The sequence below is a fragment of the Xanthobacter sp. 126 genome, from assembly GCF_000526175.1.
Classification (GTDB): Bacteria; Pseudomonadota; Alphaproteobacteria; order Rhizobiales; family Xanthobacteraceae; genus Xanthobacter; species Xanthobacter aminoxidans.
This window is the reverse complement of record NZ_JAFO01000001.1, coordinates 4,036,877-4,061,473: the sequence shown is the minus strand read 5'-3', so window position 1 is coordinate 4,061,473 and position 24,597 is coordinate 4,036,877. Positions and strand designations below refer to the sequence as shown.

Below are 24,597 nucleotides of genomic sequence, written 5' to 3'. Positions count from 1 at the left end.
ACGCTAGACGATGAAATCGATGACGCCGCCATCGACCCGCAAGGCGGCGCCGGTGGTGGCGGAGGCGAGCGGCGAGGCAATGTAGACCGCCATGTTGGCGACCTCCTCAACGCTCGCCGGCCGCTGGATGATGGAGCTCGGCCGGTGGGCCTTTACGAAGTCGGCGCCGGCCTCCTCCAGCGTCTTGCCCGCCGCCACCGCGTCCTTCAGCATGGCCGCGACGCCCTCCGACAGAGTGGGGCCGGGCAGGATGGAATTCACGGTCACGCCTGTGCCCGCCATGCGCTTGGCGAGGCCCCGCGCGAGGGAGACGTCGGCCGTCTTGCTGACGCCGTAGTGGATCATGTCCGCCGGGATGTTGAAGGCGGATTCCGAGCCGAGAAACAGCATGCGCCCCCAGCCGCGCTCCGCCATGCCCGGCAGGTAGGCGCGGGCGAGGCGCACGCCCGACATGACGTTGATCGCCCAATGCCGGTCCCACACCGCGTCGTCGGTCTCGAAGAAGTCGGACGGTTGGAAGATGCCGAGATTGTTCACGACGATATCGAACGCCGGCTCGGCCGCCACCAGCGCGGCGGCGCCTTCCGCGGTGCCGAGGTCGATGGCCTGCCCGCGTGCCGTGCCGCCGATGCGCACTACGGCCTCGGCCACCTTCGCCTCCGCGCGCCCGTTGACGACGACCGTTGCCCCGGCCTGCGAAAGCCCCTTGGCGATGGCGAAGCCGATGCCTTCGCTCGACCCGGTGACGAGGGCGGTCTTGCCCGAGAGATCGATCTTCATGGCTGTCTCCTGTGGGTGTGGCGATGCCGCGCCCGGCGCGGGATCTGGCTCCGTTCAGCGGAGCGGCGGTGGATCCATCATGGCATGGCGGATGCGGCTTGCGTCGAGGGGCAGGGTGGCGAGGCGCTGGCCGCTGGCGTCGCGGATGGCATTGCCCAGCGCCGCCCCCATGGGCCCCTGCGCCGCCTCCCCCGCGCCGAGGAAGGGCAGGCCCGGCCGCGGGACGATGTGGACCTCCACGGCACGGGGCATGCGGGAGAAGCGCAGGATGGGATAGGCCGCCCAATCCACCGAGGTGATGCGCCGACGATCGAAGCGCACGCCCTCGAACAGCGTCCAGCTCGTCGCCTGCACGATGCCGCCCTCGATCTGGTTGTGCACCCCGTCCGGGTTCACGACCTGCCCGGTGTCCACCGCCGCCACCACGCGCGTGACGAGGAGGCAGCCAGTGTCCGCATCGATGGCGACCTCCAGCGCGATGGCGCAATAGGCCTCGAGGTTCTTGTAGCGCGCGAAGGCGAAGCCGTAGCCGCCTCCGGCGGGGGGCTTCGGCCGGTCCTTCCAGCCGAAGCGCTCGGCGGCGGTGGTGATGACCGCCTTCGCCCGCTCGTCCTGAAGATGGCGCAGGCGGAAATCCACCGGGTCCTGCCCCGCCCGGCGGGCGAGCTCGTCCATGGTGCTCTCAATGGCGAAGACGTTGAGGTAGCCGCCCAGCGAGCGCATGGAGGAGCCGCGCAGCGGCATCTCCGGCAGGAAGTGGTTCACCGCTCGCGCATTGGGCAGCACGTAGAGCGGCACGGCGTTTCGGTCGCCGCCGCCTTCCGGCATGGGCAGGTCCACCGGCGGCGCCGGGGGGAACGGCTCGGCCTTGTCGCGGGCGGCGAGGAGGGTGCCGGGCGGGCCGGGGCGCATCATGTGCGACTGGCTCCACACATCGTGCTGCCATGCAGTGATCGCGCCGTCCGGCCCCAGCGCCGCGCGCACGCGGGCTACCATGCCCGGTCCGAACGGCTCCCAGGCATGCTCCTGCTCGCGCATCCACTGCACGCGCACCGGCCGGCCAGGGAAGGCGCGGGCGAGCATCGCCGCGTCGGCGCCGGCATCATCCGCGCCGTTCTGGCCATAGCAGCCGGCCCCCTCCGCGTGGATGCAGCGCACCTTCTCCGGGGACATGGCGAGGAGGCCCGCGAGGGCATCGCGCAGCGGATAGACGCCCTGGGTGTGGGTCCACACCGTCATGCCATCGCCCTCCAGATGCGCGATGGCGCAGGAGGGGCCGATGGAGCCATGGGCGAGATAGGGGCGACTGAACAGGGTATCGAGGGTGAAGGACGGCGCATCCGGCTGCCCCACCTCGAGAATGATGGTGTCCCGCGTGGGCAGGGCCATGAGCGCTTCGGGCAGGCGCGCCTCGTCGGGAAGCTGTGCGGTCTCCTCCCACCGGGCGAGGGTGGCGAGCCGGCGCATGGCCTGGATCGCCGTCCATTCCTGCTCGGCGATCACCCCCAGGAAGGCGCCGTCGCGCACCACTTTGAGCACGCCGGGCATCGCCTCCACCGGCCCGGCGTCGAGCGCGACCAGCCGGGCGCCGTAGCTCGGCGGACGCACGATGCGGCCGTGGACCGTGCCGGGCAGGCGCATGTCCTGCACATAGGCCGCCCCGCCCGTGACTTTCGCCGGGATGTCGACGCGCGGCACGGGGCGATCCATCACCGTGAAGTCGCGCGGATCGGTGAGGATCGAGGTGGGTGCGGCATCCACGTGCAGCAAGGTGTCGGAGACCAGCTCGCCATAAGAGAGCTGAAGGCCGGCGGGGCCGGTGACGATGCCATTGCGGGCGGTCAGGCCCGCGCGGGCGACGCCAGCCCGGCGCGCGGCTTCGCCGATGAGGATCTCGCGCACCTGCGCCGCCGCATTGCGGATGGCAGTGCCGGAATCCTGCACCGAGTGGCTGGCGGCCGTGTAGCCCTCGTTGGGGGTGCGGCCGGTGTCGGCGGTTATGAGGTCGAGCCGCGAGAGGGGCAGCTTCAGTTCCTCCGCCGCCACCTGCAGCAGAGCGGTGCGAATGCCTTGTCCCAGCTCCGCCTTGCCGGTGAAGATGGTGGCGTTGCCGTCCGGCGCGATGCGGATCCAGGCGTCGAGCCGGGGCGTGGCATCGAGGCTGCCGGGCAGGCCCCGCAGGGGTGTCGCGCTCGCGCCAGTCTCGGTCTGGGCGAAGGCCCGGCCCGACAGGCTGAAGGCGAGGATGAGGGCGCCGGTGCCGCGCAGCACCGCGCGGCGGGAGAGGGCCTGTGTCATCGCACAGCCTCCGCCTTGCCTGCCATCGGTTTGCCGGCCATGGTGCGGGCGGCGCGCTTCACAGCGCGGACGATGCGCACATGGGTTCCGCACCGGCACAGGCTGGGTTCGAGGGCGGCGAGGATGGGGTCGTCGTCCGGGTCGCCATCGCGCTCCAGCAGGGCCTGCGCGCGCATGACCATGCCGGCGATGCAATAGCCGCACTGGGCCGCCTGCTCGGCGATGAAGGCGGCCTGCACCGGCCCCGGCGCCTCGGCGCTGCCGAGCCCCTCGAGCGTGCGCACCGCGCGCCCGTCCAGCAGCATCACCGGCGTGACGCAGGAGAAGACGGGTTCCCCGTCCACCAGCACCGTGCAGGCGCCGCACTGGCCGAGGCCGCAGCCGAATTTCGCGCCGTTCAATTCGAGTTCGCCGCGCAGCACGTAGAGCAGGGGCGTGTCCGGCGCGGCGGCGATGGTGCGGCGCGTGCCGTTGACGGTGAACGTGGTCATGGGGCGCCTTTCGCGGGGTTCACGTTGGTCTGGGGAGCTGCGGCGTGGCGGGCCGCTGTGATGGCGGCGGCGAGATCCGGCCAGGCCGGCCGCGCGGCGATGTCACGGCGCAGGTAGTCGAGAAGAGCCGTCAGCGCGGTGTCGTCCATGGCGGCGAAGGGCGGCATGACGGGCGCCGCCACGCCGTCCGCGGCCGGAACCCCGCGCAGGATGAGGTTGAGCAGGTTCTGCGGCGTCTCGGCCGCAAGCGCCGTGGAGAGGGCGATGTCCACGCCGCCGAGCGGCAGCGGCCGGCCGGCCTGGTGACAGGCGGCGCAAGCGGCGGCGAAGACGCGACGGCCCGCGCCGGCATCCGCGGGCAGGGCCATGGCGACCGCCTGCCAGCCCGCCGATTGCGGCCGCTGGCCGGAGGCATCGGGCGCGGGCGCCTTCGGCATGGCAGTCTTGCTGGCGGGCGTGCCGAGCGAGGCGAGATAGTCCGCCATCGCCTCGATGTCCTGCGCAGGGGCCTCGGCGAGGTTCTCCGTCACCGGCCCCATGGGGCCGAGCGCGACGCCGTGATCCGCCTGCCAGCCCTCGCGCAGGTACTGGGCGAGGGCCGCCTTCGTCCACGGCACGCGGGCGGGCGACTGCGCGCTCAGGGGGTAAGCGGTCCAGCCCTCGGCCACGCCACCGGCAAAGGCGCGGGAGCGGATTTCCGCGCCCATCAGGTTGCGCGGCGTATGGCAGGCGCCGCAATGGGCGAGGCCCTCCACCAGATAGCGGCCCCGGTTCCACGCGGCATCGCGCGCGGGATCGTTCGCGAAGGGCTCGGGATGGAGGAACAGGAGCTTCCAGCCGGCGAGCACGAGCCGGATGTTGATGGGGAAGGGCAGCTGGTTCGCCGGTGCCGTGGCGACCACCGGCGCGCGGGTCATCAGGAAGGCGTAGAGCGCAGCGAGGTCTGCGTCTGTGGTCAGGCTGAAATGGTCGTAGGGGAAGGCCGGATAGAGGTGCCGGCCTTCGCGGTCCACGCCCTCGCGCATGGCCCGCACAAAGGCGGCGAGCGGCCAGCGCCCGATGCCGGTTTCGGGATCGGGGGTGATGTTGGTGGAATAGATCGTGCCGAAGGGCGTCGGCATGGCGAGGCCACCGGCGAAGGTCGTCCCGCCCGGCGCGGTGTGGCAGGTGCGGCAATCCCCGATGAGGGCGAGCGCCGCGCCCCGCTCAATCTGCGCGCTTTCGAACGCGCCGGCGGGCGGGGGCGAAACCGGAGCGATCTCGCCATGCCAGGCGTAGGCCAGCGCGGCGAGCGCGCCGCAGCCGGCGGCAACGAGGGACAGGAGCAGCACGCGCTTCATCATCATTCGCACCCTTTCTGGGGGTGCACCATGCGGCTGCCCGGCGCCCTCATCTTTCCGAAACGCACTAAAGGGGCACCCGCCAAACCCAAGTATGAGCGGGCCACGCCAATGGCCGATTTCCCCCGGCCCGTCCCCCCGACACTCTCGCAGTCGACATTGGACACCTGCGACGCAGAGAGGGACGAGGCACGCACATGACTGATCCGCACGACGCTTCCACACATGCCTTGCTGCAGCCGGGCCAGGCCGCGCCTGACTTCACCCTGCCGGCCACGCCCGACCAGAGGCTGTCCCTCTCCGATCTGAGAGGTGCGCCCGTCATCCTCGCCTTCTATCCGGCCGACTGGAGCCCGGTGTGCGGCGACCAGATGGGCCTCTACAACGAGATGCTGCCGGAGTTTCACCGCTCCGGCGCCCAGCTGGTGGGAATCTCCACGGACGGCGTGTGGTGCCACGCGGCCTTCGCTGAGGCGCGCAAGCTGCATTTCCCGCTGCTCGCGGATTTCGAGCCCAAGGGCGAGGTCGCCCGGCGCTATGGCGCCTACCGCGCGCAGGATGGCGTCGCCGAGCGGGCGCTGTTCGTGATCGATGCCGAGGGCGTCATCCGCTGGAGCTATCTCTCGCCGCTCGGCCTGAACCCCGGCGCGGACGGCATTCTCGATGCGCTCGACACGCTCGTTCCCATCCCCAAGACACCCGCCTCGGACACCCCCACCTCGAACACCTATGGAGCGCAGGCATGACGCGACGTCTTCCTCCCGTGAGCGCCACCGACAAGGTGGCTGGGCCGGCCGATGCGCCGGTGACCCTGATCGAGTACGGCGATTACGAATGCCCCTATTGCGGCGAGGCCTATCCGGTGCTCAAGGCCGTGCAGGAGGCGATGGGCGCGCGGCTGCGCTTCGTGTTCCGCAATTTCCCGCTGACCGAGATGCACGCCCATGCCCTGCGCGCCGCGCAGTTCGCCGAGGCGGCCGCCGCGTCCGGGGTGTTCTGGGCCGCCCATGACATGCTCTACGAGCACCAGGACGCGCTCGATGTGGCGAGCCTCACGTCCTATGGCGCGCAGCTCGGCATTGAACGCCGCGTGCTGCAGGCGGCCTTTCAGGGTCAGTACGACGCCATCATCCAGCAGGACTTCGTGGGCGGCGCTCGCGCCGGCGTGAACGGCACGCCGTGCCTCTTCATCAACGGTGTCCGCTACGACGGGCCGAGGGACAGGCAGAGCCTGATCGAGGTGCTCGATCGCGCTGCCGCCGCCGCCGAGATCGACGTCCCGGCCTGAGCCCGGATGCACCCGCCCGAGGAGGCAACCATGATCTTCAAGCAGACTTCAACCCTGCGTCCCGGCGCGCCCGCGCTCGCCGACGCCGCGCCTGAGCCCGGCACGCTGGGGTTCGGCGCCACGCTCGCCATGGCCACGGCGGCCGGCCTCGCGGTGGCGAACATCTATTACAACCAGCCCATGCTCGCGCTGATCGAGCAGGATCTGCCGGGCGCCCTCACGGGGGCCATTCCCACCGCCACCCAGCTCGGCTACGCCATCGGCCTCGTGCTGCTCGTGCCGCTGGGCGACCTCGTGGAACGCCGGCGCCTGATCGTGGTGCAGTTCGTGCTGCTGGCGGCGGCGCTGGTGCTGGCCGCGGTGGCGCCCACGGCGCTGCTGCTCGTGGCGGCCTCGCTGGCGGTGGGGCTCGCCTCCACGGTCGCCCAGCAGATCGTGCCCCTCGCCGCCCATTTCGCGGCGCCCGAGAAAAGGGGCGCGACGGTGGGAACGGTGATGGCCGGGCTGTTGACGGGCATCCTCCTCAGCCGCACCGTCGCCGGTTTCGTCGCCTCGCACGGCGGCTGGCGCGAGATGCTGTGGCTTGCGGCACCCATGGCGCTGGGCGGCGCGGTGCTGATGGCGGTGACGCTGCCAAGCAGCAAGCCGGACTCGCGCCTGAGCTATCACCGGCTGCTCCATTCCGTGTGGCAGCAGTGGCTGGATTTTCCCGCGCTGCGGCTCGCGGCGATCACGCAGGCGGCGCTGTTTGCGGCCTTCACCGTGTTCTGGACCATCCTCGCCTTCCGGCTCGCCGAGCCGCGCTTCGGCCTCGGTGCCGAGGTGGCGGGATTGTTCGGCCTGGTGGGCGCCGTCGGCATCCTCGCCGCGCCGCTGGCCGGCCGGTTCGCGGACAAGCGCGGGCCAAAGCTGGCGGTGATGGTGGGCTCCATCGTCACGCTCGCCGCATGGGTCGTGTTCGGCGCGTGGGGATCGCTTGTCGGGCTGATCGTCGGCGTGATGCTGCTGGATTTCGGCATGCAGAGTGCCCTCGTTTCCAACCAGCACATCGTCTTCGCCCTGCGGCCGGAGGCGCGGGCGCGGATCAACACGGTGCTCATGAGCGCCATGTTCCTCGGCGGCTCCATCGGCTCGGCCACGGCGACGTTCGCCTGGGGCGCCGGCGGCTGGTTCCTCGTCACGGTGCTGGGGACGGCGTTCGCCGCCTTCGCCGTCGGCCTCCAGCTGCTCGCGGCCCGCAGCCGCCGGGCCGATCCCTCACACTGATCGGCCGCTGGCCGGAAGAAGGGTCAAGGAGCTATGCGCCGGAGCTGCATCTCGCCGGTGTCGCCGCGGCGGCCGCGCCGACGGAGCTGCGGCGCTTGCTGCGCGACGATATCGGCACCCCGCCGGGGCAGGTCGTGGCCTCCTTCGCCGCATGGTCCTGGGGCCAGGCCTATGGATGGCCGCTCGACGGCATCGTCCGCCCGCAGGCGCTCGCGACGGTGGACGGGATCGCCGCCGATTGCAGCCTCGATCCGGTGGGCGATGTCGTGCTCGGCCTCTCCGCGCTGGGCTATGCCCAGACGGGCTTCCTGCGCAGCGCCGCCGACCGGCGGCCCGGCTGGGATCAGCTGATCGCGCGCAATTCCAATCCGGACCCGAAGGGCGTGCCGGTCTTCTTCGCGCAGGGGAGCCTTGATGCCCTCGTGGAGCCGGCCACGACGCGGGACTATGTGGGGCGCCTGTGCCGGGCCGGGACGTCCGTCACCTATGTGGAAGTGCCGTGGGCGTCCCATGGCGGGGTGGTCAAGGCTGTGGCGCCTATGGCCGTCTCTTGGCTTCTCGCGCGGCTTTCGGGCGCGCCCGTGCCGAACGGCTGCTTGCGGGCCGGCCGCTGAGGCGGCCGGGATAGGGGACGCTGAAAAAGTCCGCCCCCCTATATTGATGTGCGATCCAATATACCCGCGTATAAGCCCATTTTCCCTCTCCCTATTCTAGAGTGATCTTGTGTCGGTGCTGGATCTCAGGCTGTGCCCTGCCTGCCGTCACGGACAGTTTCATCGTGGAACACAGCGAGAGGAACAGGATCATGGCTTACGTCACCACCAAAGACCGCGTCGACATCTTCTACAAGGACTGGGGTCCGAAGGACGCGCAGCCCATCGTCTTCCATCACGGCTGGCCGCTCTCCTCCGACGACTGGGATGCGCAGATCCTGTTCTTCCTGCAACACGGCTTCCGGGTGGTCGCGCACGACCGTCGCGGGCATGGCCGTTCGGCGCAGGTGAGCGAGGGCCACGACATGGACCATTACGCCGCTGACGCCGCCGCGGTGATGGAGCATCTCGACCTGCGCAACGCCGTGCATATCGGCCATTCCACCGGTGGCGGCGAGGTGGCCCGCTATGTGGCGCGGCACGGCCAGCCGCAGGGGCGTGTGGCGAAGGCGGTGCTGGTGAGCGCGGTGCCGCCGCTGATGGTGAAGACCGCGGCCAATCCCGGCGGAACGCCCCTGGAGGTGTTCGACGGCTTCCGCTCCGCGCTCGCGGCCAACCGCTCCCAGTTCTTCCTGGATGTGGCGTCCGGCCCCTTCTACGGCTTCAACCTGCCCGGCGCGACGCCCGTGCCGGGCGTGATTCAGAATTGGTGGCGCCAGGGCATGACCGGCAGCGCCAAGGCGCACTATGACGGTATCAAGGCCTTCTCCGAGACCGACCAGACCGAGGATCTCAAGCTCATCACCGTGCCGACCCTCGTCATGCACGGGGATGCCGACCAGGTGGTACCCATCGATGATGCCGCGCGGCTGAGCGTGAAGCTGCTGAAGAACGGCACGTTGAAGGTCTATGCCGGCTATCCCCACGGCATGCTGACCGTCCACGCCGACGTCATCAATCCCGATCTGCTCGCCTTCGTGAAGGCCTGACGGGCTGACGCGCGCAGCGCCGGTTGCGATCGTCCCGCACCGGCGCTGCCGTCCGCTCCCGCGGGCGGACGAGACGTCCGACGAAGATCTGGAACGTGAGCGCGCCCACGCACGCGCCGCGTGCGCACGGCGCCGAGACAGGCCGGTGGTGCGCATGACCGACATTCGCTACATCCTCGTGCTGCTTGCCGGCGTGGTGCTCACCAACTGGATGGGCCGCGTGCTGGGCGACCGCGTGGCGCTGCCACTCATCCAGGTTGCGGTGGGCGCCGCCATCGGTTCCGTCACCAGCCTCGGCGCGCCGCTGAAGCCGGATCAGTTCTTCCTCATTTTCCTGCCGCCGCTCCTGTTCTTCGACGGGTGGCGCGTGTCCAAGACGGATCTTGCGGCGAATGCGCCGCTCATCCTGTCCATGGCGCTGGGGCTGGTGGTGGCCACGGTCGGCTGCGTGGGGCTGATGCTCCATTGGCTCATTCCGGCGATGCCGCTGGCCGTGTGCTTCGCGCTCGCCGCCGTCCTGTCCCCCACCGATGTAGTGGCTGCCGGCGCGGTGGCGCGGCACATTCCCATTCCGCGCGGCGTGCTGCGCCTGCTGGAGGGCGAGGCCCTTTTCAACGATGCCGCCGCGCTGATCTGCCTGCGCCTCGCCATCGCTGCGGTGGTGACGGGGACGGTGCCGGTGCTCGATTCCCTCGCCGCCTTTGTCTGGGCGGCCGGGGGCGGCATCGCCATCGGCATCGCCTTCAGCTGGATGGTGGCCACGGCCAAGGCCTTCATGGTGCGCCGGGTGGGCGAGGATACCTCCGGCCAGATCCTCATCAGCCTGCTCATTCCCTACGGCGCCTATCTGCTGGCCGAAGCGGCCGGCGGCTCCGCCGTGCTCGCCGCCGTGGCCGCAGGCATGATGATGAGCCGCATCGAGGTGTCGGGCCGCGCGCTTCCCTTGACGCGCCTGAGGCGCGGCGCGGTGTGGGAGACGCTTCAATCCACCCTCAACGGCGTCATGTTCCTGCTGCTGGGCGAACAGATGCCGGGCATCCTCAGCGGCGCGGCGCGCAGCATCGCCGAGGGCGGACACCACGCCGTGGGGTGGCTCGGGCTCTATGTGGCGGCCACGGTTCTCGCGCTCGCAGCCTTGCGCTTCGCGTGGGTGCTCGCCGCCCTCTGCTGCTGGCCCGTCGGCCGGAGGCAAAGCGGCGCGCCGCGCCCCGTTCCCCGATGGCGCCTGGTGGCGGTGATGGCGTTCGGCGGGGTGCGCGGCGCCGTTACGCTCGCCGCGGCGCTCAGCCTGCCGTTGGTCTTGACGGGTGGCATACCTTTTCCTGCGCGGGATCTCGCCGTGTTCATCGCTGCCGCGGTCATTCTCGTGTCTCTGGCGCTCGCCAACGTGGCGCTGCCGATCCTCCTGCGGGGCATCGATCTGCCGCTCGACCTGGCCGATGCGGCGCAGGAGCGCGAGGCCCGCGCCGAGGCGCTGCAGGCCGCCCTGGACGCGCTCGCGGAGACGGCCGAGACGCAGACGGCCGGGGCCGACGTGCCGACCGTCGCCTCCATCGTCGCCGACCATTACCGGCATCGCCTCAACCAGCTTCAGGCCGAGGGCGTCGATGGCGGAACGGCCGCCTGGCCGGAAGAGCGGCGGATGCATCTCCTCGCCATTCAGGCTGAGCGCCGATCCATCGTCGGCCTCGTCCAGCGCCGGCGCATCCCCATCGATCTGGCGCACAAGCTGCTGCGGGAGACCGATGCCGAGGAGGTCGCCCTGCTCATCGCACCCGGCATGGCCGATGGTTGAGGGGGCGGAGTGACGAAAAGTAAACCGACGTATAGTCCGGCGAAACATCGATATTCATGGAATGAATTTGAGTTCGATACCAGCGAATGCCGCGGAATGTAAAACTGAATCATCGAAAACACAGGAGGTTCTCATGACTGCGAATTCTAAGTTCATCATGGCGTTCGGTGCTCTCGCCTTCGTGGTGGCCGGTGTTGCGGGCACCGCCCACGCGGACACCAGCTTCCCCACTGAAGCGCGCGGCGAGACCACCTTCTTCGATGCCCAGTCGGGCGCCGTGGTCCAGCCGTTCAACATCTTCCAGATGCCCTCCGCCGCGAAGCTGAGGGCGATGAACTCCGCCCGTCCGTTCATCGGCCAGCCGGCCCAGCCGGACGCCCACTGGGGTCCGGCCCAGGATGCCACTTCGCCGGGGGCGTGAGCCACCCGACATGCGCTGCAACGAAAAGGCCGGCGTCCCCTGAGGACGCCGGCCTTCTCGCTTTGTGGGGGGCGGATGTGCTGGAAGGCCTGCCCTGCAACCCGCCTGGGGACGCGCGCGCAAAAAAAGCCCGCCGGGTTTGACCGGCGGGCTCAGGCGGGGAGGAAGGGGAGTGAAAGGTCAGTGCGAGCGGGTGGCTTCGAAGAGGAACCACACGCGGCGTTCGGCCTCGTCGATCCAGACCTCGATGAGGCTGGTGGTGGCGACGTCGTTGTAGTTCTCGCAGACCACATGGGCTTCCCGCAGGAAGGTGATGAGGCGCTTGTTGTCCTCGCCGAGCTCGGCCAGCATGTCCTCGGCGGTCACGTAGTCCGCGTCGTTGTCGAGGAGACGCTGGAGGCGCGCGATGTGGCCCACCGACCGCAGCGTGGTGCCGCCCACCTTGCGCGCCCGTTCGGCGATGGCATCGGTGGTGGCGAATATTTGGTCGCCGTGCTCGTCCAGCAGAAGATGGTAATCACGGAAGTGCGGGCCGGACATGTGCCAGTGAAAATTCTTGGTCTTCAGATAAAGCGCGAACATATCTGCCAGAAGAACGGTGAGGGCGCCGGCAATGTCCCGCGTGGCGTCTTCGCCGAGATCGGTGGGGGTCCGAAGCGGTGCCTGCTGGCGCAGTTTCGCAATGGTCTTGTCCATGGGTGTCGTCCTTATGGAAAAGCGGTAGGGGAGCGGTCGGGTGGTGGCTGAGATGCCGCGGCGACCGCTCTGTGAATGTCACGGTGGTCACCATAGGACCGGGGCGCGGACGAAAGAATTGGGCGCTCGTTTGCCTGGATCATACGAGGGTATGGGGCAGGGGCGGTGCCGGCGCTCAGGCTTCGAAGGCGCGCAGGCGCGTGCGCGCGAACCCGTGAGGGTCGCCGCAGCGCAGATTTTGGGGGCAGAGGTGGCAGGGCGCGAAAGGCCGCGAGCGCGTCGGCGCGTCAGCGGCGCGGGGAAGCCTGCAGCGCGCGATCGATGCAATCGATCATTTCGTTCCCGTCGAACGGCTTCGCCAGGAAGCCGTAGGCGCCGGCCGCGTCGACCTGCCGGCGGATGCGATCCTCGGGAAAGGCGGTGATGAAGATCAGCGGCACCGGGTCGCCTTCGGCGCGCAGCCGGCTCTGAAGCTCGACGCCGCTCATGCCCGGCATCTGGACGTCGGTGATGACGCACGCGGTCCTGCTGCGCTCCGTGGAGCCGAGGAAGTCCTCCGCGGACGCGAAGGATCGCGCGCCGAACCCAAGGGAGCGGACGAGACTTTCCGTAGCGACGCGAACGGATTCGTCGTCATCGATAATCGTTATGGTTGGCGCGCGTGACACTCGGGGTACCTCGACGTGCAATTATTCGGCACGCGATGACGCGCCGGTCTGACCCTATATAGCCTGCCGCCTGCCCAACCCGTAATCATACAGACGTTTGCAACTCTAGCTTTTCGCACTGAGCCCCAGGGCCTCCGCCATCCGGACCAGATCCGCGAGGGAGTGGGCCTCCATCTTGCGCATGACATTACCGCGATGAATTTTCACGGTAATTTCGCTCAGTCCCACCTCGGCGGCGACCTGCTTGTTCATAAGGCCGGAGGTCACCAGCGCCATGATTTGCCGCTCGCGCTCGGTCAGCGTGTCGTAAAGCGCGCGCAGCTTCGAGGAGGAGGCGCGCTCGGCGCGGCGACCCCGGTCGATCTCGATAGCGGCGGAGACCGCATCGAGCATGTCCTGATCGCGGAACGGCTTGGTGAGGAAGTCCACCGCGCCTGCCTTCATGGCGCGCACGCTCATGGGAATGTCGCCGTGCCCGGTCATGAAGATGATGGGCAGCTCCATGTCCGAGCGTGCCAGTTGCGCCTGGAAGTCGAGCCCGCTCAAGCCGGGCAGGCGGATATCCAGCACCAGGCAGCGCGGCGCATCCGGCAGCTTGGCGGCCAGAAGCTCGGCGGCGGAAGCGAAGAGCGCCACCTCGAGGCCGATGGAGCGGAACAGGCTGGACAGCGCGTCGCGCAGGCTGGCGTCATCGTCCACGACGATCACGACGGGAGCGCTCGGGGGCGGCGCCGGGCGGGTCAGCGGTCGACTGGTCACGGGCGGATGTCCCTGGTGTTGGAAGAGGGGGGCGTGCTCGCAAGGGGCATGGTGAGGGTGAAGCACATTCCCCCCTCGGGATGAGGCGTGGCGTCGATCCGGCCGCCATGGGCCTGCGCGATCGAGCGCGAGACGGAAAGGCCGAGGCCCATCCCGTCCTGCTTCGTGGAAACGAAGGGCGAGAACAGGGAGGCGAACACGTCCGGCGCAATCCCCGGTCCGGTATCGCGCACGGAAATGGTCAGCTCCGCAGTGCCATCCATCGACCACGTCGGTGTTTCGAGCGCGTTGCGGATGTTCAGGACGCGCTGGCCCTCGGGAACCTCGTCCATGGCCTGGATGGCGTTGAGGGCCAGATTGATGAGCACCTGCTGCAGTTGGATGCGGTCGCCTTCGATGCGCGGCAGGTCGGGGGCGAGGGCGAGTTCGAGCCGGACGCGGTGGTTCGACAGTTCCCGCCCGAGCAGCAGCACGCAATCCTCCACCAGCTCGGCGCTGTCGAGCGCGTCGCGCAGCGGTTCTCCGCGCCGGGCGAAGGCGCGCAGCCGCTCCACCACCGAGCTCGCGCGGCGGGCGTTGGCGATCATGCGGGTGACGGAGGCTTCCGCCTCGCCGAGGTCGGCCACCGGGCGGCGCAGCCAGCGCAGGCAGGCCTCGCCGTTGGTCACCACAGCCGCGAGCGGCTGGTTGACCTCGTGGGCGATGGAGGCAGTAAGTTCGCCCATGGTGCTGACGCGGGTGACATGGGCAAGGTCACTGCGGACTTGGTTCAGTTCCTGCTCGGCCTTCTGCCGCTCGGTGATGTCGTGGTTGGTCTCCATGGTGCCCATGGGCCGCCCGCGCGCATCGCGCTGGAGCGACCAGCGGCTCGTGCAGACGAGCTTGCGCCCGTCGCGGGTGGTCTGGACGATCTCGCCCTCCCATTGCCCGGTCTTGAGCAGGATGCCCATGATGTCCGCGCGGGAGGACGGAAAGACGGTCTTCAGCAGCGCGCCGGCCTGCTGCCCCAGGGCCTCGGCCCGGGTCCAGCCGTAAAGCTGCTCGGCGCCGTGGTTCCAGTAGACGATCGTGTCGGCGGGGTTCCGCACGAAGATGGCATCGTGGGAGAGATCGAGCAGCGCGGCCTGTTCCCTCAGCGCGCCCGTGGCCTGCTGGTTGCGCAGCGAGAGAACGGTGGTGACTGTGATGGCGGCGACGCTGACGAAGCACCGCATGGTGGAGGAGATGTTGTAGTCGGTGGCGTGCATGATGACGAAGCTCAGCATCGTCAGCATGACGCAGGCCCCGGCGACGACCAGCAGTCCCGTGCGCCCGAACAGGCCCGCGCTCAAGAGCACAACGACCACGTAGAGCACGGCAATGGCCATATCGAGCGGCGAGAGCGTATCCACCAGGAAGATCGAGAGACACAGCAGCGCGACCAGGACCCAGCCGGTCCACCCCCGGGCGGGGACATCCGCACTATTGCTGGACAACGGACCGGCCAGACCCGACATCATGCCCTCGAGAGTGTGGTTTGCGCCTGGCGATGTGCCGGAGCGCAGCGGTCGGACGTCTGTTGTGCGGCTGCCGGCTGCCCGGCGTCGTGCTTCGGTATCACCGACATATACCTCGATCTTGCCAGTTTGAACGGCGTGGTTGCCGGCTCGTGAGGCAGTAGTGCAGCAAAAACGGGCGGTCGGCTCAAGCCCGCTAAACACAAAGTCTAGCCGCCTATACCAAGGTATGCCCGCGCGCACCCGATCATATGAGCGCTGAACCCCAAGTAGAATGGAGCAAAAAACGCCGGTCGCGGATGCTGGGTTTCCAATCGGCGAAGCGCAAGTCTTTCTGCCCGAACGGCTCGGCGCCGCAGCTCACGCGCCGGTGCCGGTCCGGGCTGCACGGAGGAACTGGGCCGAACCGCCCTTCAGCATTCGGGGTCTCCAGCATGTCGTTCCATGCCGCGCCATCCGCCGCCGCCGTACTCCCGGCGCAGCCCCATGCGGACCTCAATGCCGAGGTCCTGCGCCTCGGGCTGCTCGCCCCGCACACCGCTCCCGATGAGCACGCCACGCCGACGCAGGATCCGAAGCCGGCGCGCGCCCGGGCTGGACTGGTGGCGTGGCGCCTCAAGCGGGTGCTGTCCTTCATGGAGGAGCACTATTGCGAGGCCTTGACGCTCGCCGAGATGGCCCGCGTTGCGGGACTCAGCCGGATGCATTTCGCCGCGCAGTTCCGCATCTCGACGGGCGCTAAGCCGCACGAATACCTGCTGCGGCTGCGCGTGGAGAGCGCCCAGAAGCTCATGATGGAAAGCGATGAGCCGCTGGCGCAGGTCGCCTTTAGCGTCGGCTTCCAGACCCAGGCCCACTTCACCACCGTCTTCCGACGTTTCGCCGCCACGACCCCGCATCGCTGGAGGTCGGAACAGACGGCCCGCACGCCACGCGGCGGCGCGGCGGTGCCGCGCGCCCTTGGCTCTGCCCATCAGGCCTAGCACTGCGCGTAGGCGCGACGCGCGCTCGTCTCCTTTCGATCCGAACGGCCAGAGGCCGGTGCGGCAACGCGCCGGCCTCTGGCCGTTGGCGCTCCGGCGACGGGCGCAGTCCGGTGCGGCTCTCGTTCCGGAGATGGGAGGTCATACCCACGTATACGGATCTATCGAAGCATATGAAAAGATTAAATCACGGGATAATATTCGTGCTCGGCAGCATCTTCTAAATTGATTTCATCAACAACGGAGTGCTTGCCATGTCCATCAAGTCTACTGTCCTCGCCGCCGGTGTCGCCGTGGTGCTCGTCTCGTCCGTGGGTTCGGCCTTCGCCGACCCGACCATCCAGAAGGAGAACGTGGAGCAGTATGCGGTCTCCGCCCAGGGGAGCCTGTTCCCCACCTCCCCGGCGGCCGTGGCCCGCGAGGAGCGCCGGCTCGAGCGTCCCAGCGCCTTCGGCACCCCCGGCCCCTATTATGTCTCCGAGCGCCCGTTCGCGACCGGCAACGCCCAGTCGGGCCCGGCCCACGACGCCGACGACAACTGACGCGAGCCGTCCGCGACGCAAAAAAAGGGGCCGCTTTGGCGGCCCCTTTTCTATTTGTCCGGGTCTGTTCCGCTGCGGTCAGCGGCCGGCCCGCGATTCAGTCGACCTTCAGCGGCGGGTTGTCGCTGTCCAGGAACTCGACGGTGGTGAACACCAGTTCGGTGTCCCCGATATTGGTGAGGTCATGCATCATGAACTCGCCCGGGCCGAAATGGTGGTGCTTGGTGTCGCCGGCCTCATAGGTCACTTCGGCCACCCGCCCGTCGGCATAATGCGACCGGGCGTGACCGCCGGTCACCGCTGTCCAGAAATAGTCGAGCACATGGGTGTGGAAGCCGATGCGCTCGCCGGGCTTGAGGGCGAGGTGCCACACCCTCACCCGCTCGCTCTGCGAGACCAGGCGGCTGCCGACGCGCCCGTTGCCGCGGCTGGCGTGGAGGTCAGCCCGCATGGCCTCGGGCCATGCAAGCGGCGCCTCGATGTTGGCGTAGGTGGGGTTGGTGCTGATGTTCATTGGGTTTCTCCCTGTTTGTCTGGCGTTTCAGTCCACCGCGAAGCCGGTCTGCGCGCGCACGTGCTGGGCGGCGAAGGCCGCACGGACGCGCTGGGCCGCCGTGCTGCGATCCGCCAGCGAGACGAGGATCGAGAGGAGGAAGGCGAGCGGCACGGAGAACAGCGCGGGGTTGTCATAGGGGAACGGCGCCGGGCCGAGCTTCAGCGTCGTCGTCCACACGCTCGGGCTCAGCGCCACCAGCACGAGGGCGACCACGAGGCCCGTCACCGAGCCGGTGACGGCGCCGCGCGTGGTCAGGCCGGGCCAGGACACCGACAGCACGATGACGGGGAAGTTCGCGCTCGCCGCGATGGCGAAGACGAGGCCCACCATGAAGGCGATGTTCTGGTTCTCGAACAGGAGCCCGAGGGCCATGGCGAGCAGGCTGATGACCACCGCCGCCGCCTTGGAGACCCGCACCTCCTCCTGCTCCGAGGCCTTGCCGCGCCGGATGACGCGGGCATAGAGATCGTGGCTGGCCGCCGACGCCCCGGCGATGGTGAGGCCGGACACCACCGCGAGGATGGTGGCGAACGCGACCGCCGAGATGAAGCCGAGCAGCACCGAGCCGCCGAGCGCGTGGGCGAGGTGCAGTGCCACCATGTTGGTGCCGCCCACCACAGCGCCGGTCGCGTCCTTGAAGCTGGGATCGGACATGACGAAGGCGATAGCGCCGAATCCGAGCACGAACAGCAGTGTGTAGAAGACGCTGATGAAGCCGGTCGCCACCAGCACGGAGGTGCGCGCCTGCCGGGCATCCGCCACGGTGAAGAAGCGCATGAGGATGTGCGGCAGCCCGGCGGTGCCGAACACGAGGGCGACGCCCAGCGAGATGGCCGAGATGGGATCCTTCACCAGCCCGCCCGGCGCCATGATGGCCGCGCCCTTGGGGTGCAGCGCCGCGGCACGGGCGAACAGCGCCTCCAGGCTGAAGCCGAAATGGCCGAGGATGAGCAGGGACATCACCACCGAGCCTGTCAGCAGCAGCACCGCCTTGATGATCTGCACCCAGGTGGTGGCCAGCATGCCGCCGAAGGTGACATAGGCCATCATCAGCAGGCCCACGAGGCCCACCGCCACCCAGTAGGGCAGGCCGAACAGCAGCTCGATGAGCTTGCCCGCCCCCACCATCTGGGCGATGAGATAGAGCAGCACGATGACCAGCGTGTTGGTGGCCGCCACCACCCGCACCGGCACTTCCGAGAGCCGGTACGCCGCCACATCGGCGAAGGTGTAGCGCCCGAGATTGCGCAGCGGCTCGGCGATGAGGAACAGGATCATCGGGAAGCCCACGAGGAACCCGATGGCGTAGATCATGCCGTCATAGCCGGAGGAATAGACCAGCGCCGTCACGCCGAGGAAGGTCGCGGCGGAGGTGTAGTCGCCGGCGATGGCGAGGCCGTTCTTGAAGCCGCTGAGGCCGCCGCCGGCTGCGTAATAATCCTGCGCGCCGCCGGTGCCCTTGCGGGCTGCCCACCAGGTGACGCCGAGGCTTACCGCGACGAACAGCAGGAAGAGGCTGATCGCCACCGGATTGATGGGCTGGCGGGTGCCGCTTTCGATGGCGCCGGCAGCCCAGGCCGGGCTCGCGGCGCAGGCGAGCGCGAAGGTGAGGGCGGCGGGGGCCGCGCGGACGAGCGGAGTCCATCTCAATGCACGTCCTCCCTGAGGTTCTGGGTGAGGCGGTCGAAGGTGCGGTTGGCGACGGCGACGTAGATGGCCGTCAGCACGAAGCCGAGGCCGAGCAGGCTGACACCGGCGACGATCCCCCAGGTGGAGACCGCATCGGGCAACACCGGCGTGCCGAGGGCGCTGGGCTTCAGCGCCACGGTGAGGATGTAAGCGAAATAGAGCGTCGACATCAGCGCGGCCATGGAAAGGCCGAGCCGGGCGCGGATGGCGGCGAGGCGGCGGAAGTTGGGGTTCTGCCGGATTGCCTCGATGCGCGCGGCGGCATCGAGCGGCCGCGCGTGCGGGCGAGGGGGGAAGGCGCCGTCGGGCTTCATGCGGCAAGCCCCGTGGCGACGGCGGTTTCGCTCATCACGGCGTCAGGGTGCCGGTGCCGCTCGGCGCGGGCGCGCTGCTCCTCGTCGAGAATCTGCGCCTGCATATAGGCCCCGAGATGCCGTGCCCGCTGCACCACGGCGCGGCCGAAGGCGAGGCGTTTGGCCTCGAAGGCGGCCAGCGCCGCTTCCACGTCCGTACTGTCGGCGAGGGCAGCGGCGAGGGCGGCGGCATCGGCGGCGGCCTTGGTCACGCCCATACCCACATGAGGGCGGGCGACGAAAGCGGCATCACCGAGGATCACCACATGGGAGGAGAGGCGCAGGCGCGGGCTCTCCAGATCCTGGATCGCCTGCAGGAAGGGCTGCTGCGTGCGCTCCACTACCTCGGCGAACTGGGGCGCCAGCAGGCTGTGCGCATCCGCCCGCATGCCCGCCACCACCTCGGGCCGGATGAGGTGCGGGGGAATGGAGAGGGGATGCCGCGTGCCGTCCACGTCGGTCAGCAGCTCGGCGAGCTGCCCGTCGCTGGCGGCGGGGCGATACCAGACGAAATTGTAGCGTCGGTGCCCTTCGTCGAGCTGCTCGTCCGCGCCGGCGACGGGATAGCCGAGCATCTGCTCGCCGGGGGGCAGGCTGAAGGAGAAGTGGCCGCAGAGGGCAGCGCGGGTTTCCGGCGAAAGCGCACTCTCGTCCACCAGCCCGCGCCAGGCCACATAGCCCGCATAGGTGGGCTTGGTATCCGGCAGGAAGGCGGCGCGCACGGTGGAGAAGAGGCCGTCCGTGCCCACCAGCAGGTCGGCTTCCTCCACCGCGCCATCGGCGAAGTGCGCGCGCACGCGCTCGGCGCCGTCCTCGACGCGCACGAGGTTGCGGCCGTGGTGGTAGCTGTCGTCCGGCAGAGCGGAGCGCAGCAGGCGGTAGAGGTGACCCCAGGAGGTGAGAACCTGCGGCAGGTCGAGCTGGTCGGTGATCCGCCCGTCCGGCCCGAACACCCGCCGTCCGCTGACGCCCACGCCCACCCGCGCTCCGGTGACATCGAGGCCGGTCTTGCCAATGACGTCGAACAGCTCGGGATGGGTGACGATGCCGGCGCCGCGGCCGGCGAGCTCGCTGCCGATGCGCTCGAAGACGGCCACGTCCCAGCCGGCCTTGCGCAGCAGGAGCGCGGCGAAGAGGCCGCAGATGGAGCCGCCGATGATGACGGCACGCTTGGGCTTCGCGGCGCGCATGGCGGGGCGCTCCGCCGGACCTGCGGCGGGGGTGTTCGTTGGCATGGTGTCCTCCCTCGGCTCCTGAAAGGCGGCAGGCCGCTCGCCTGTGCGAGGGCCGGCCCGCGCGAGCCTGCGTGTGGTCGCGTCGGATCGCCGTTGGCCGGTCTGTGCCGGGCTGGGCGACGCCGTCCGATTATTTATCGGATGATAGATAGTGACGCGGAATTTGACCGGCGTCAAATTAATTTATCAATTGATTATTTCCGCGTCGCGGCTTTCTTGCGCGCCGGCTTGGCCGGGCCGATGACCGAGGCGAAGGCCGCCGGGGCGCCGTTCAGGAAGGCGTTGACCTTCACGTCGATGTCGGCCTCGGGATCGGCGGGGATGGGCATGCCGTAGATGAACTTGCGCACGCCGATGTAGAAGATTCCCGCGTGCAGCGACCAGATGAGCTCGATCTCTTCCTCGCTCACCGGGGCGGTCTCGTCGAGGCCGCTGGAGGCGCGGATCTCGATGACCATGCGCTCGAACAGCCGGGCCCGCAGGAAGGCGAGATAGCGGCTGTTGAAGTCGAGGCCCTTGAGCCCGGCGAACATGAACAACCGCACCCATTCGTAGGTCTGGATGACGGCGGCATACGCCCGGTAGAAGCGCTTCAGGCGCTCCTCGATGGGGATGGAGCGGTCGGCGATGGCGGTTTCCCACTCGCTCTGCCAGCGGCTCTGGTAAACCTCCTGGTAGACCCGGTCGAGCAGCGCATCCTTGCCGGGAAAGTAGCGGTAGAGCAGGGGCTGGGTGATGCCGAGCCGCTGAGCCAGATCCCGCGTCGCCCCGTCGAAGCCGAATTCGGCGAAGAAGGCCACGGCCCCCGCCACGATATCCCGCTCCCGATCCGCAGGGGAAAGGCGACGACGCTGGGGGGAGGGGGCTTTTGAGGACGGCAATGGGGGCACCCGGTCTTTATCGGACGATCAATCCTAGCACGGCTCGCGTGCGATTCATCACCCTGCGACGAGATGCCGGAAGGTCAGGTGCCGTTTCTGTCAGGCCGTCAGTGGACGCCCAGATGCTCCTCCAGCCGGGCCGGATCGGCCTGGAAGGCCGCCGCCGGTGCCTTGTCCACCACCCGCCCGGTGCTGATGACCACCACCTCGTCGGCGAGCTTCAGGGCGAAGGCCATGTGCTGCTCCACCAGGATCACCGAAAGCCCGGCGGCCCGCAGCCGGCCGACGATGGCGCCCACCTCGGCGACGATCTGCGGCGCGAGGCCTTCCGTTGGCTCGTCCATCAGCAGCACGCGCGGCGCGGTCACCAGCGCCCGGCCGATGGCCAGCATCTGCTGCTCGCCGCCGGACATGAGCCCGGCCGGATGCCGACGCCGCTCCCTAAGACGGGGGAAGAGGCCGTAGATGTCCTCGTCCGTCCACGCCACCCGCCCGTCCGGCGGCCGGGGGCAGCGGGCGACCGCAAGGTTCTCCTCCACGCTGAGGCTGCGGAAGATGCGCCGACCCTGCGGCACCAGCGCGAGCCCGGCCCGGCAGATGGCCTCGGGCGAGCAGCCGGAGATGTCCCGCCCATTGAGCACGATCCGCCCGGTGCGGGTGGGGAGCAGGCCGGCGAGGGCATTCATGCAGGTGGTCTTGCCCGCACCGTTGCGGCCGAGCAAGGCGAGGATGCGCCCCGGCGCCACCTCCAGCGAGACGTCGTGCAGGATGTGGCTGTCGCCGTAGAAGGCGTTGAGGGCCGAGAGCGAGAGCGCGGCGTCACTGGGCAAGATAGGCCTCCCTGGTCCTCGGGTCCGCGATCACCTCCTCGCGCGTGCCGTCCACGATCAGGCGGCCATAGTGCAGGAGGGCGATCTTTTCGGCGAAGGCGAGCGCGACATCCATGTCGTGCTCGATCATGAGGATGGTGAGGTCGCGCGGCAGTTCGGCGAGAAGGGCGCTCACCGTCCCGCGCTCCTCCTTCGACAGGCCGGCGAGCGGCTCGTCCAGCAGGAGGATGCGCGGCGCCTGCGCCAGCGCCATGGCGATCTCCAGCCGGCGCTTCTCGCCGTAGGAGGTCTCCGAGACCGGCCGGTCGGCGAGCGTGTCGAGCCGCACCCGCGCCAGAACGTCGAGCGCCTCGCGCCGCAAGGCGGGGTCCGTCGCCACAGCGCCATAGGGCTTCCAGCGCTGCGGCCGTCCGCCCAACAGGGCCATGATGACGTTGCCGATCACGCTCTCGCGGGCGAACAGGGTGAGGATCTGGAACGTGCGGCCGATGCCGCGCGCCGCGCGCCGGAAGGTGGGCAGGTCCGACACATCCTCGTCGGCGAGGCGGATCTGTCCGGCGGTGGGCCTGAGATCGCCGGCGATCAGGTTGAACAGCGTGGTCTTTCCCGCGCCGTTCGGGCCGAGCAGGAGGCGCCGCTCGCCCGGCTCCACGGTGAAGTTCACGCCCTGGATGACGTGGAGGCCACCGAAGCTCTTGTGCAGATCGTCGATCCGGAGTGCTGTCACGGGCGGGCCTCCTTGATGGGGGTGGCGGGGATCGGAGTCGGGCCACGCCGCGTGGCCAGGCGGCTGCCGAAGGTCCGCATCAGCCGCCGCGCGCCGGGCAGGAGGCCTTCGGGCACCACCACGATGATGAAGAGGAAGATGAGGCCGAGCAGCGTCGGCCAGCGATCCGTATAGGCGCTGGCGACATTCTTCAGCAGCACCACCAGCGCCGCACCGACGATGGGGCCGAAGGTGGTGCCGAGCCCGCCGGCAATCACCATCAGAACCGCTTCCGACGAGACCGTCAGCGAAAGCGTGTGCGGGCTGATGAAGCGGAACAGCAGCATGTAGAGCACGCCGGCGATGCCTGCGATGCCGGCGGAGAGCACATAGGCCGCATAGCGGATGCGCCACACGTCATAGCCCAGCGTGCTCATGCGCCGCGGCTGGTCGCGCACGCCCTGCATGGAGGCGCCGAGCGGCGAGCCGGCAAGGATGGTGACGAGCGCGAGGCAGCTCGCCGTCACCGCGAGGCACAGGTAGTAAAGCCCCGTGCCGTTGGCCAGCAGCCCCTGGAAGCGGGGCATGGAAATGCCGTTCTCGCCGTTGGTGAGGTCCACGTAGCGGAAGGCCACGCCCCAGACGATCTGCCCCAAAGCGAGCGTAATCATCAGGAAGCTCAGGCCCGAGGTGCGCAGCGCCACGAGCCCGAACAGCGCGCCCGCCGCCACCGACAGCGCCACCGCCGCCGGGATCGCCGCCCAGAGCGGCCAGCCGGTGCTGGTGGTCAGCAGCGCGAAGGTATAGCCGGCGATGCCGAGGAAGGCCGCATGGCCCAGCGAGACCATGCCGCAATAGCCGGCGATGAGGTTCACGCTCACCGCGAACAGGCCGTAGACGAGAACCTGCGTGGCGATGGAGAGATAGAAGGGACCGGGCAGCACAAGGGGAACCGCCGCCGCGCAGAGCAGGAGGATGCCGAGGGTCTTCATGCCGGGGCTTTTCATGCCGCTTGCCTCCCGAAGAAGCCCTGGGGCCGCACGGCGAGCACCACCACCATGGGCAGGAACAGAATGACGTAGGCGAGATCGGGCAGAAGCATCTGCCCGAAAGTGTAGACGAGGCCGATGACGAGGCTGCCCGCCAGCGCCCCCGCGAGGGAGCCAATGCCGCCGAGGATGACCACGAGCAGCGCCAGCGGAAGCATTTCGGAATCAAGGCCCGGATAGACCGACATGATGGGCGCCGCGAGCGCCCCGCCGACGCCGGCGAGCCCGGCGCCGAGGCAGAACACGGTGGTGAACAGACGCGAGACGGGAATGCCCATGGCCCGCGCCATCTCCCGGTCGTCCACCGCCGCGCGGATGCGGGCACCCAGGGTGGTGCGCTCCACCAGCGCCCAGATGCCGACGAACGCCACCAGAGCCAGCGCCACCAGCGCCAGCCGATAGGCGGGGAAGACGATGCCGCCGAACCCGACGGCGCCGCGCAGCGCCTCCGGCGCCGGCTGGGCGATGGGATCGCCCGACCACACCAGCAGGCACTGGTCGGCGATGATGAAGGCGAGGCCGAGCGTGCCCAGCACCTGCGCCAGCTCGCGCCCCGCCAGCCGGCGGATGAGCGTGCGCTCGAGGATGCCGCCGAACACGGCGCACGCCGCCCCGGCCACCAGCACCGCCCCCGCGAACCCGAGACCCACCGCCGAGGTGGCGATGTAGCCGCCCAGCATGAACAGGGCGCCGTGGGCGAGGTTCGCGACCCGCATGAGGCCGAAGATCAGGGAAAACCCGACCGCCAGCAGGAACAGGATCGCGCCGAACGCGAAACTGTTCAGGAAACCGTTGATCCAGAACATGGAGGCCACCTCCAGGGGCCGCCGCGG

26 protein-coding genes are annotated in these 24,597 nt (G+C 69.3%); 9 read left to right on the top strand and 17 right to left on the bottom strand.

Annotated elements, in window-relative coordinates:
- Positions 1-3: 3 nt before the first annotated feature.
- Genes XAN126_RS0119335 through XAN126_RS0119320 form a run of 4 tightly spaced genes read right to left on the bottom strand, consistent with a single transcriptional unit; the run spans position 4 to position 4,915 of the window.
- Complete coding sequence (locus tag XAN126_RS0119335; RefSeq protein WP_024280214.1) at positions 4-780, bottom strand: SDR family oxidoreductase; 777 nt, start codon at positions 778-780, stop codon at positions 4-6.
- A gap of 54 nt (positions 781-834) precedes the next feature.
- Positions 835-3,078 (bottom strand): molybdopterin cofactor-binding domain-containing protein, encoded by a 2,244-nt coding sequence (locus XAN126_RS0119330; protein WP_024280213.1) that lies wholly within the window; start codon positions 3,076-3,078, stop codon positions 835-837.
- Entirely contained in the window at positions 3,075-3,569 is a 495-nt protein-coding gene (locus XAN126_RS0119325; protein WP_024280212.1) for a (2Fe-2S)-binding protein, read from the bottom strand. The genes XAN126_RS0119330 and XAN126_RS0119325 overlap by 4 nt, the downstream gene beginning before the upstream one ends.
- Positions 3,566-4,915 carry a cytochrome c gene (locus tag XAN126_RS0119320; protein ID WP_024280211.1) on the bottom strand — a complete coding sequence of 450 codons (1,350 nt, stop codon included), beginning with the start codon at positions 4,913-4,915 and terminating at the stop codon, positions 3,566-3,568. Before XAN126_RS0119320 ends, XAN126_RS0119325 begins: the two co-directional genes overlap by 4 nt.
- Positions 4,916-5,106: 191 nt before the next feature.
- Here XAN126_RS0119320 and XAN126_RS0119315 point away from each other — a divergent pair, with 191 nt between their 5' ends.
- The 7 genes from XAN126_RS0119315 to XAN126_RS0119285 all read left to right on the top strand — a co-directional run bounded on the left by XAN126_RS0119315 (position 5,107) and on the right by XAN126_RS0119285 (position 11,321).
- Positions 5,107-5,655 carry a peroxiredoxin gene (locus tag XAN126_RS0119315; RefSeq protein ID WP_024280210.1) on the top strand — a complete coding sequence of 183 codons (549 nt, stop codon included), beginning with the start codon at positions 5,107-5,109 and terminating at the stop codon, positions 5,653-5,655.
- Positions 5,652-6,197, top strand: coding sequence for a DsbA family protein (locus XAN126_RS0119310; RefSeq protein WP_024280209.1), 546 nt, complete (start codon positions 5,652-5,654; stop codon positions 6,195-6,197). Before XAN126_RS0119315 ends, XAN126_RS0119310 begins: the two co-directional genes overlap by 4 nt.
- A gap of 129 nt (positions 6,198-6,326) precedes the next feature.
- Complete coding sequence (locus XAN126_RS0119305; RefSeq protein ID WP_155982457.1) at positions 6,327-7,463, top strand: MFS transporter; 1,137 nt, start codon at positions 6,327-6,329, stop codon at positions 7,461-7,463.
- Between the two features lie 95 nt (positions 7,464-7,558).
- On the top strand, positions 7,559-8,077 hold the full coding sequence (locus XAN126_RS28775; protein WP_051460645.1) for a lipase family protein: 519 nt from the start codon (positions 7,559-7,561) through the stop codon (positions 8,075-8,077).
- Between the two features lie 191 nt (positions 8,078-8,268).
- Positions 8,269-9,105 (top strand): alpha/beta hydrolase, encoded by an 837-nt coding sequence (locus tag XAN126_RS0119295; RefSeq protein ID WP_024280206.1) that lies wholly within the window; start codon positions 8,269-8,271, stop codon positions 9,103-9,105.
- Between the two features lie 154 nt (positions 9,106-9,259).
- On the top strand, positions 9,260-10,900 hold the full coding sequence (locus XAN126_RS0119290; protein ID WP_024280205.1) for a Na+/H+ antiporter: 1,641 nt from the start codon (positions 9,260-9,262) through the stop codon (positions 10,898-10,900).
- A gap of 133 nt (positions 10,901-11,033) precedes the next feature.
- Positions 11,034-11,321 carry a hypothetical protein gene (locus XAN126_RS0119285; protein ID WP_024280204.1) on the top strand — a complete coding sequence of 96 codons (288 nt, stop codon included), beginning with the start codon at positions 11,034-11,036 and terminating at the stop codon, positions 11,319-11,321.
- 180 nt (positions 11,322-11,501) lie between these two features.
- Here XAN126_RS0119285 and XAN126_RS0119280 read toward each other — a convergent pair whose 3' ends face one another.
- The 4 genes from XAN126_RS0119280 to XAN126_RS0119265 form a co-directional block, all read right to left on the bottom strand.
- Positions 11,502-12,017, bottom strand: coding sequence for a DNA starvation/stationary phase protection protein (locus XAN126_RS0119280; RefSeq protein ID WP_024280203.1), 516 nt, complete (start codon positions 12,015-12,017; stop codon positions 11,502-11,504).
- Positions 12,018-12,304: 287 nt separating this feature from the next.
- Positions 12,305-12,685: a response regulator gene (locus XAN126_RS0119275; protein WP_024280202.1), complete on the bottom strand. Its 381-nt coding sequence runs from the start codon at positions 12,683-12,685 to the stop codon at positions 12,305-12,307.
- A gap of 105 nt (positions 12,686-12,790) precedes the next feature.
- Positions 12,791-13,429 (bottom strand): response regulator transcription factor, encoded by a 639-nt coding sequence (locus tag XAN126_RS0119270; RefSeq protein WP_024280201.1) that lies wholly within the window; start codon positions 13,427-13,429, stop codon positions 12,791-12,793.
- Between the two features lie 11 nt (positions 13,430-13,440).
- Positions 13,441-14,940, bottom strand: coding sequence for an ATP-binding protein (locus XAN126_RS0119265; protein WP_081762858.1), 1,500 nt, complete (start codon positions 14,938-14,940; stop codon positions 13,441-13,443).
- Positions 14,941-15,374: 434 nt separating this feature from the next.
- On the opposite strand from XAN126_RS0119265, the gene XAN126_RS27305 reads away from it, so the two are divergent.
- Positions 15,375-15,923, top strand: a complete 549-nt coding sequence (locus tag XAN126_RS27305; protein ID WP_024280199.1) for a helix-turn-helix domain-containing protein — start codon at positions 15,375-15,377, stop codon at positions 15,921-15,923.
- A 254-nt stretch (positions 15,924-16,177) separates the two neighbouring features.
- Positions 16,178-16,465 (top strand): hypothetical protein, encoded by a 288-nt coding sequence (locus XAN126_RS0119255; protein WP_024280198.1) that lies wholly within the window; start codon positions 16,178-16,180, stop codon positions 16,463-16,465.
- A gap of 97 nt (positions 16,466-16,562) precedes the next feature.
- On the opposite strand, the gene XAN126_RS0119250 is transcribed toward XAN126_RS0119255, so the two are convergent.
- From XAN126_RS0119250 to XAN126_RS0119210, 9 genes are all read right to left on the bottom strand, one after another.
- Positions 16,563-16,916 (bottom strand): hypothetical protein, encoded by a 354-nt coding sequence (locus XAN126_RS0119250; protein ID WP_197024127.1) that lies wholly within the window; start codon positions 16,914-16,916, stop codon positions 16,563-16,565.
- A 90-nt stretch (positions 16,917-17,006) separates the two neighbouring features.
- Positions 17,007-18,671 (bottom strand): cation/acetate symporter ActP, encoded by a 1,665-nt coding sequence (actP, locus tag XAN126_RS0119245; protein WP_024280196.1) that lies wholly within the window; start codon positions 18,669-18,671, stop codon positions 17,007-17,009.
- Complete coding sequence (locus XAN126_RS0119240) at positions 18,668-19,024, bottom strand: DUF485 domain-containing protein (protein WP_024280195.1); 357 nt, start codon at positions 19,022-19,024, stop codon at positions 18,668-18,670. The genes actP and XAN126_RS0119240 overlap by 4 nt, the downstream gene beginning before the upstream one ends.
- Positions 19,021-20,253, bottom strand: coding sequence for an FAD binding domain-containing protein (locus XAN126_RS0119235; RefSeq protein ID WP_024280194.1), 1,233 nt, complete (start codon positions 20,251-20,253; stop codon positions 19,021-19,023). Before XAN126_RS0119235 ends, XAN126_RS0119240 begins: the two co-directional genes overlap by 4 nt.
- A 239-nt stretch (positions 20,254-20,492) precedes the next feature.
- Complete coding sequence (locus XAN126_RS0119230) at positions 20,493-21,110, bottom strand: TetR/AcrR family transcriptional regulator (RefSeq protein WP_348550916.1); 618 nt, start codon at positions 21,108-21,110, stop codon at positions 20,493-20,495.
- A gap of 176 nt (positions 21,111-21,286) precedes the next feature.
- Positions 21,287-22,009, bottom strand: coding sequence for an ABC transporter ATP-binding protein (locus tag XAN126_RS0119225; RefSeq protein WP_024280192.1), 723 nt, complete (start codon positions 22,007-22,009; stop codon positions 21,287-21,289).
- Positions 21,999-22,736 (bottom strand): ABC transporter ATP-binding protein, encoded by a 738-nt coding sequence (locus XAN126_RS0119220; RefSeq protein WP_024280191.1) that lies wholly within the window; start codon positions 22,734-22,736, stop codon positions 21,999-22,001. Before XAN126_RS0119220 ends, XAN126_RS0119225 begins: the two co-directional genes overlap by 11 nt.
- Positions 22,733-23,722: a branched-chain amino acid ABC transporter permease gene (locus XAN126_RS0119215; RefSeq protein WP_245272294.1), complete on the bottom strand. Its 990-nt coding sequence runs from the start codon at positions 23,720-23,722 to the stop codon at positions 22,733-22,735. The genes XAN126_RS0119220 and XAN126_RS0119215 overlap by 4 nt, the downstream gene beginning before the upstream one ends.
- The gene (locus XAN126_RS0119210) at positions 23,719-24,570 is read right to left on the bottom strand and encodes a branched-chain amino acid ABC transporter permease (protein WP_024280189.1); all 852 of its coding nucleotides are present in this window, start codon (positions 24,568-24,570) and stop codon (positions 23,719-23,721) included. Before XAN126_RS0119210 ends, XAN126_RS0119215 begins: the two co-directional genes overlap by 4 nt.
- Positions 24,571-24,597: the final 27 nt, after the last annotated feature.

Bases quoted from the DNA above. Each gene is read 5' to 3' on its own strand.
- XAN126_RS0119325 (WP_024280212.1), bottom strand. From the start codon at position 3,569: ATGACCACGTTCACCGTCAACGGCACGCGCCGCACCATCGCCGCCGCG.
- XAN126_RS0119290 (WP_024280205.1), top strand. From the start codon at position 9,260: ATGACCGACATTCGCTACATCCTCGTGCTGCTTGCCGGCGTGGTGCTC.
- XAN126_RS0119295 (WP_024280206.1), top strand. From the start codon at position 8,269: ATGGCTTACGTCACCACCAAAGACCGCGTCGACATCTTCTACAAGGAC.
- XAN126_RS0119250 (WP_197024127.1), bottom strand. From the start codon at position 16,916: ATGCGGGCTGACCTCCACGCCAGCCGCGGCAACGGGCGCGTCGGCAGC.
- XAN126_RS0119330 (WP_024280213.1), bottom strand. From the start codon at position 3,078: ATGACACAGGCCCTCTCCCGCCGCGCGGTGCTGCGCGGCACCGGCGCC.
- XAN126_RS0119335 (WP_024280214.1), bottom strand. From the start codon at position 780: ATGAAGATCGATCTCTCGGGCAAGACCGCCCTCGTCACCGGGTCGAGC.
- XAN126_RS0119310 (WP_024280209.1), top strand. From the start codon at position 5,652: ATGACGCGACGTCTTCCTCCCGTGAGCGCCACCGACAAGGTGGCTGGG.
- XAN126_RS0119265 (WP_081762858.1), bottom strand. From the start codon at position 14,940: ATGTCGGGTCTGGCCGGTCCGTTGTCCAGCAATAGTGCGGATGTCCCC.
- XAN126_RS0119280 (WP_024280203.1), bottom strand. From the start codon at position 12,017: ATGGACAAGACCATTGCGAAACTGCGCCAGCAGGCACCGCTTCGGACC.
- XAN126_RS0119235 (WP_024280194.1), bottom strand. From the start codon at position 20,253: ATGCGCGCCGCGAAGCCCAAGCGTGCCGTCATCATCGGCGGCTCCATC.
- XAN126_RS0119255 (WP_024280198.1), top strand. From the start codon at position 16,178: ATGTCCATCAAGTCTACTGTCCTCGCCGCCGGTGTCGCCGTGGTGCTC.
- XAN126_RS0119210 (WP_024280189.1), bottom strand. From the start codon at position 24,570: ATGTTCTGGATCAACGGTTTCCTGAACAGTTTCGCGTTCGGCGCGATC.
- XAN126_RS0119320 (WP_024280211.1), bottom strand. From the start codon at position 4,915: ATGATGATGAAGCGCGTGCTGCTCCTGTCCCTCGTTGCCGCCGGCTGC.
- XAN126_RS27305 (WP_024280199.1), top strand. From the start codon at position 15,375: ATGTCGTTCCATGCCGCGCCATCCGCCGCCGCCGTACTCCCGGCGCAG.
- XAN126_RS0119305 (WP_155982457.1), top strand. From the start codon at position 6,327: ATGGCCACGGCGGCCGGCCTCGCGGTGGCGAACATCTATTACAACCAG.
- XAN126_RS0119215 (WP_245272294.1), bottom strand. From the start codon at position 23,722: ATGAAAAGCCCCGGCATGAAGACCCTCGGCATCCTCCTGCTCTGCGCG.
- XAN126_RS0119315 (WP_024280210.1), top strand. From the start codon at position 5,107: ATGACTGATCCGCACGACGCTTCCACACATGCCTTGCTGCAGCCGGGC.
- XAN126_RS0119285 (WP_024280204.1), top strand. From the start codon at position 11,034: ATGACTGCGAATTCTAAGTTCATCATGGCGTTCGGTGCTCTCGCCTTC.
- XAN126_RS0119240 (WP_024280195.1), bottom strand. From the start codon at position 19,024: ATGAAGCCCGACGGCGCCTTCCCCCCTCGCCCGCACGCGCGGCCGCTC.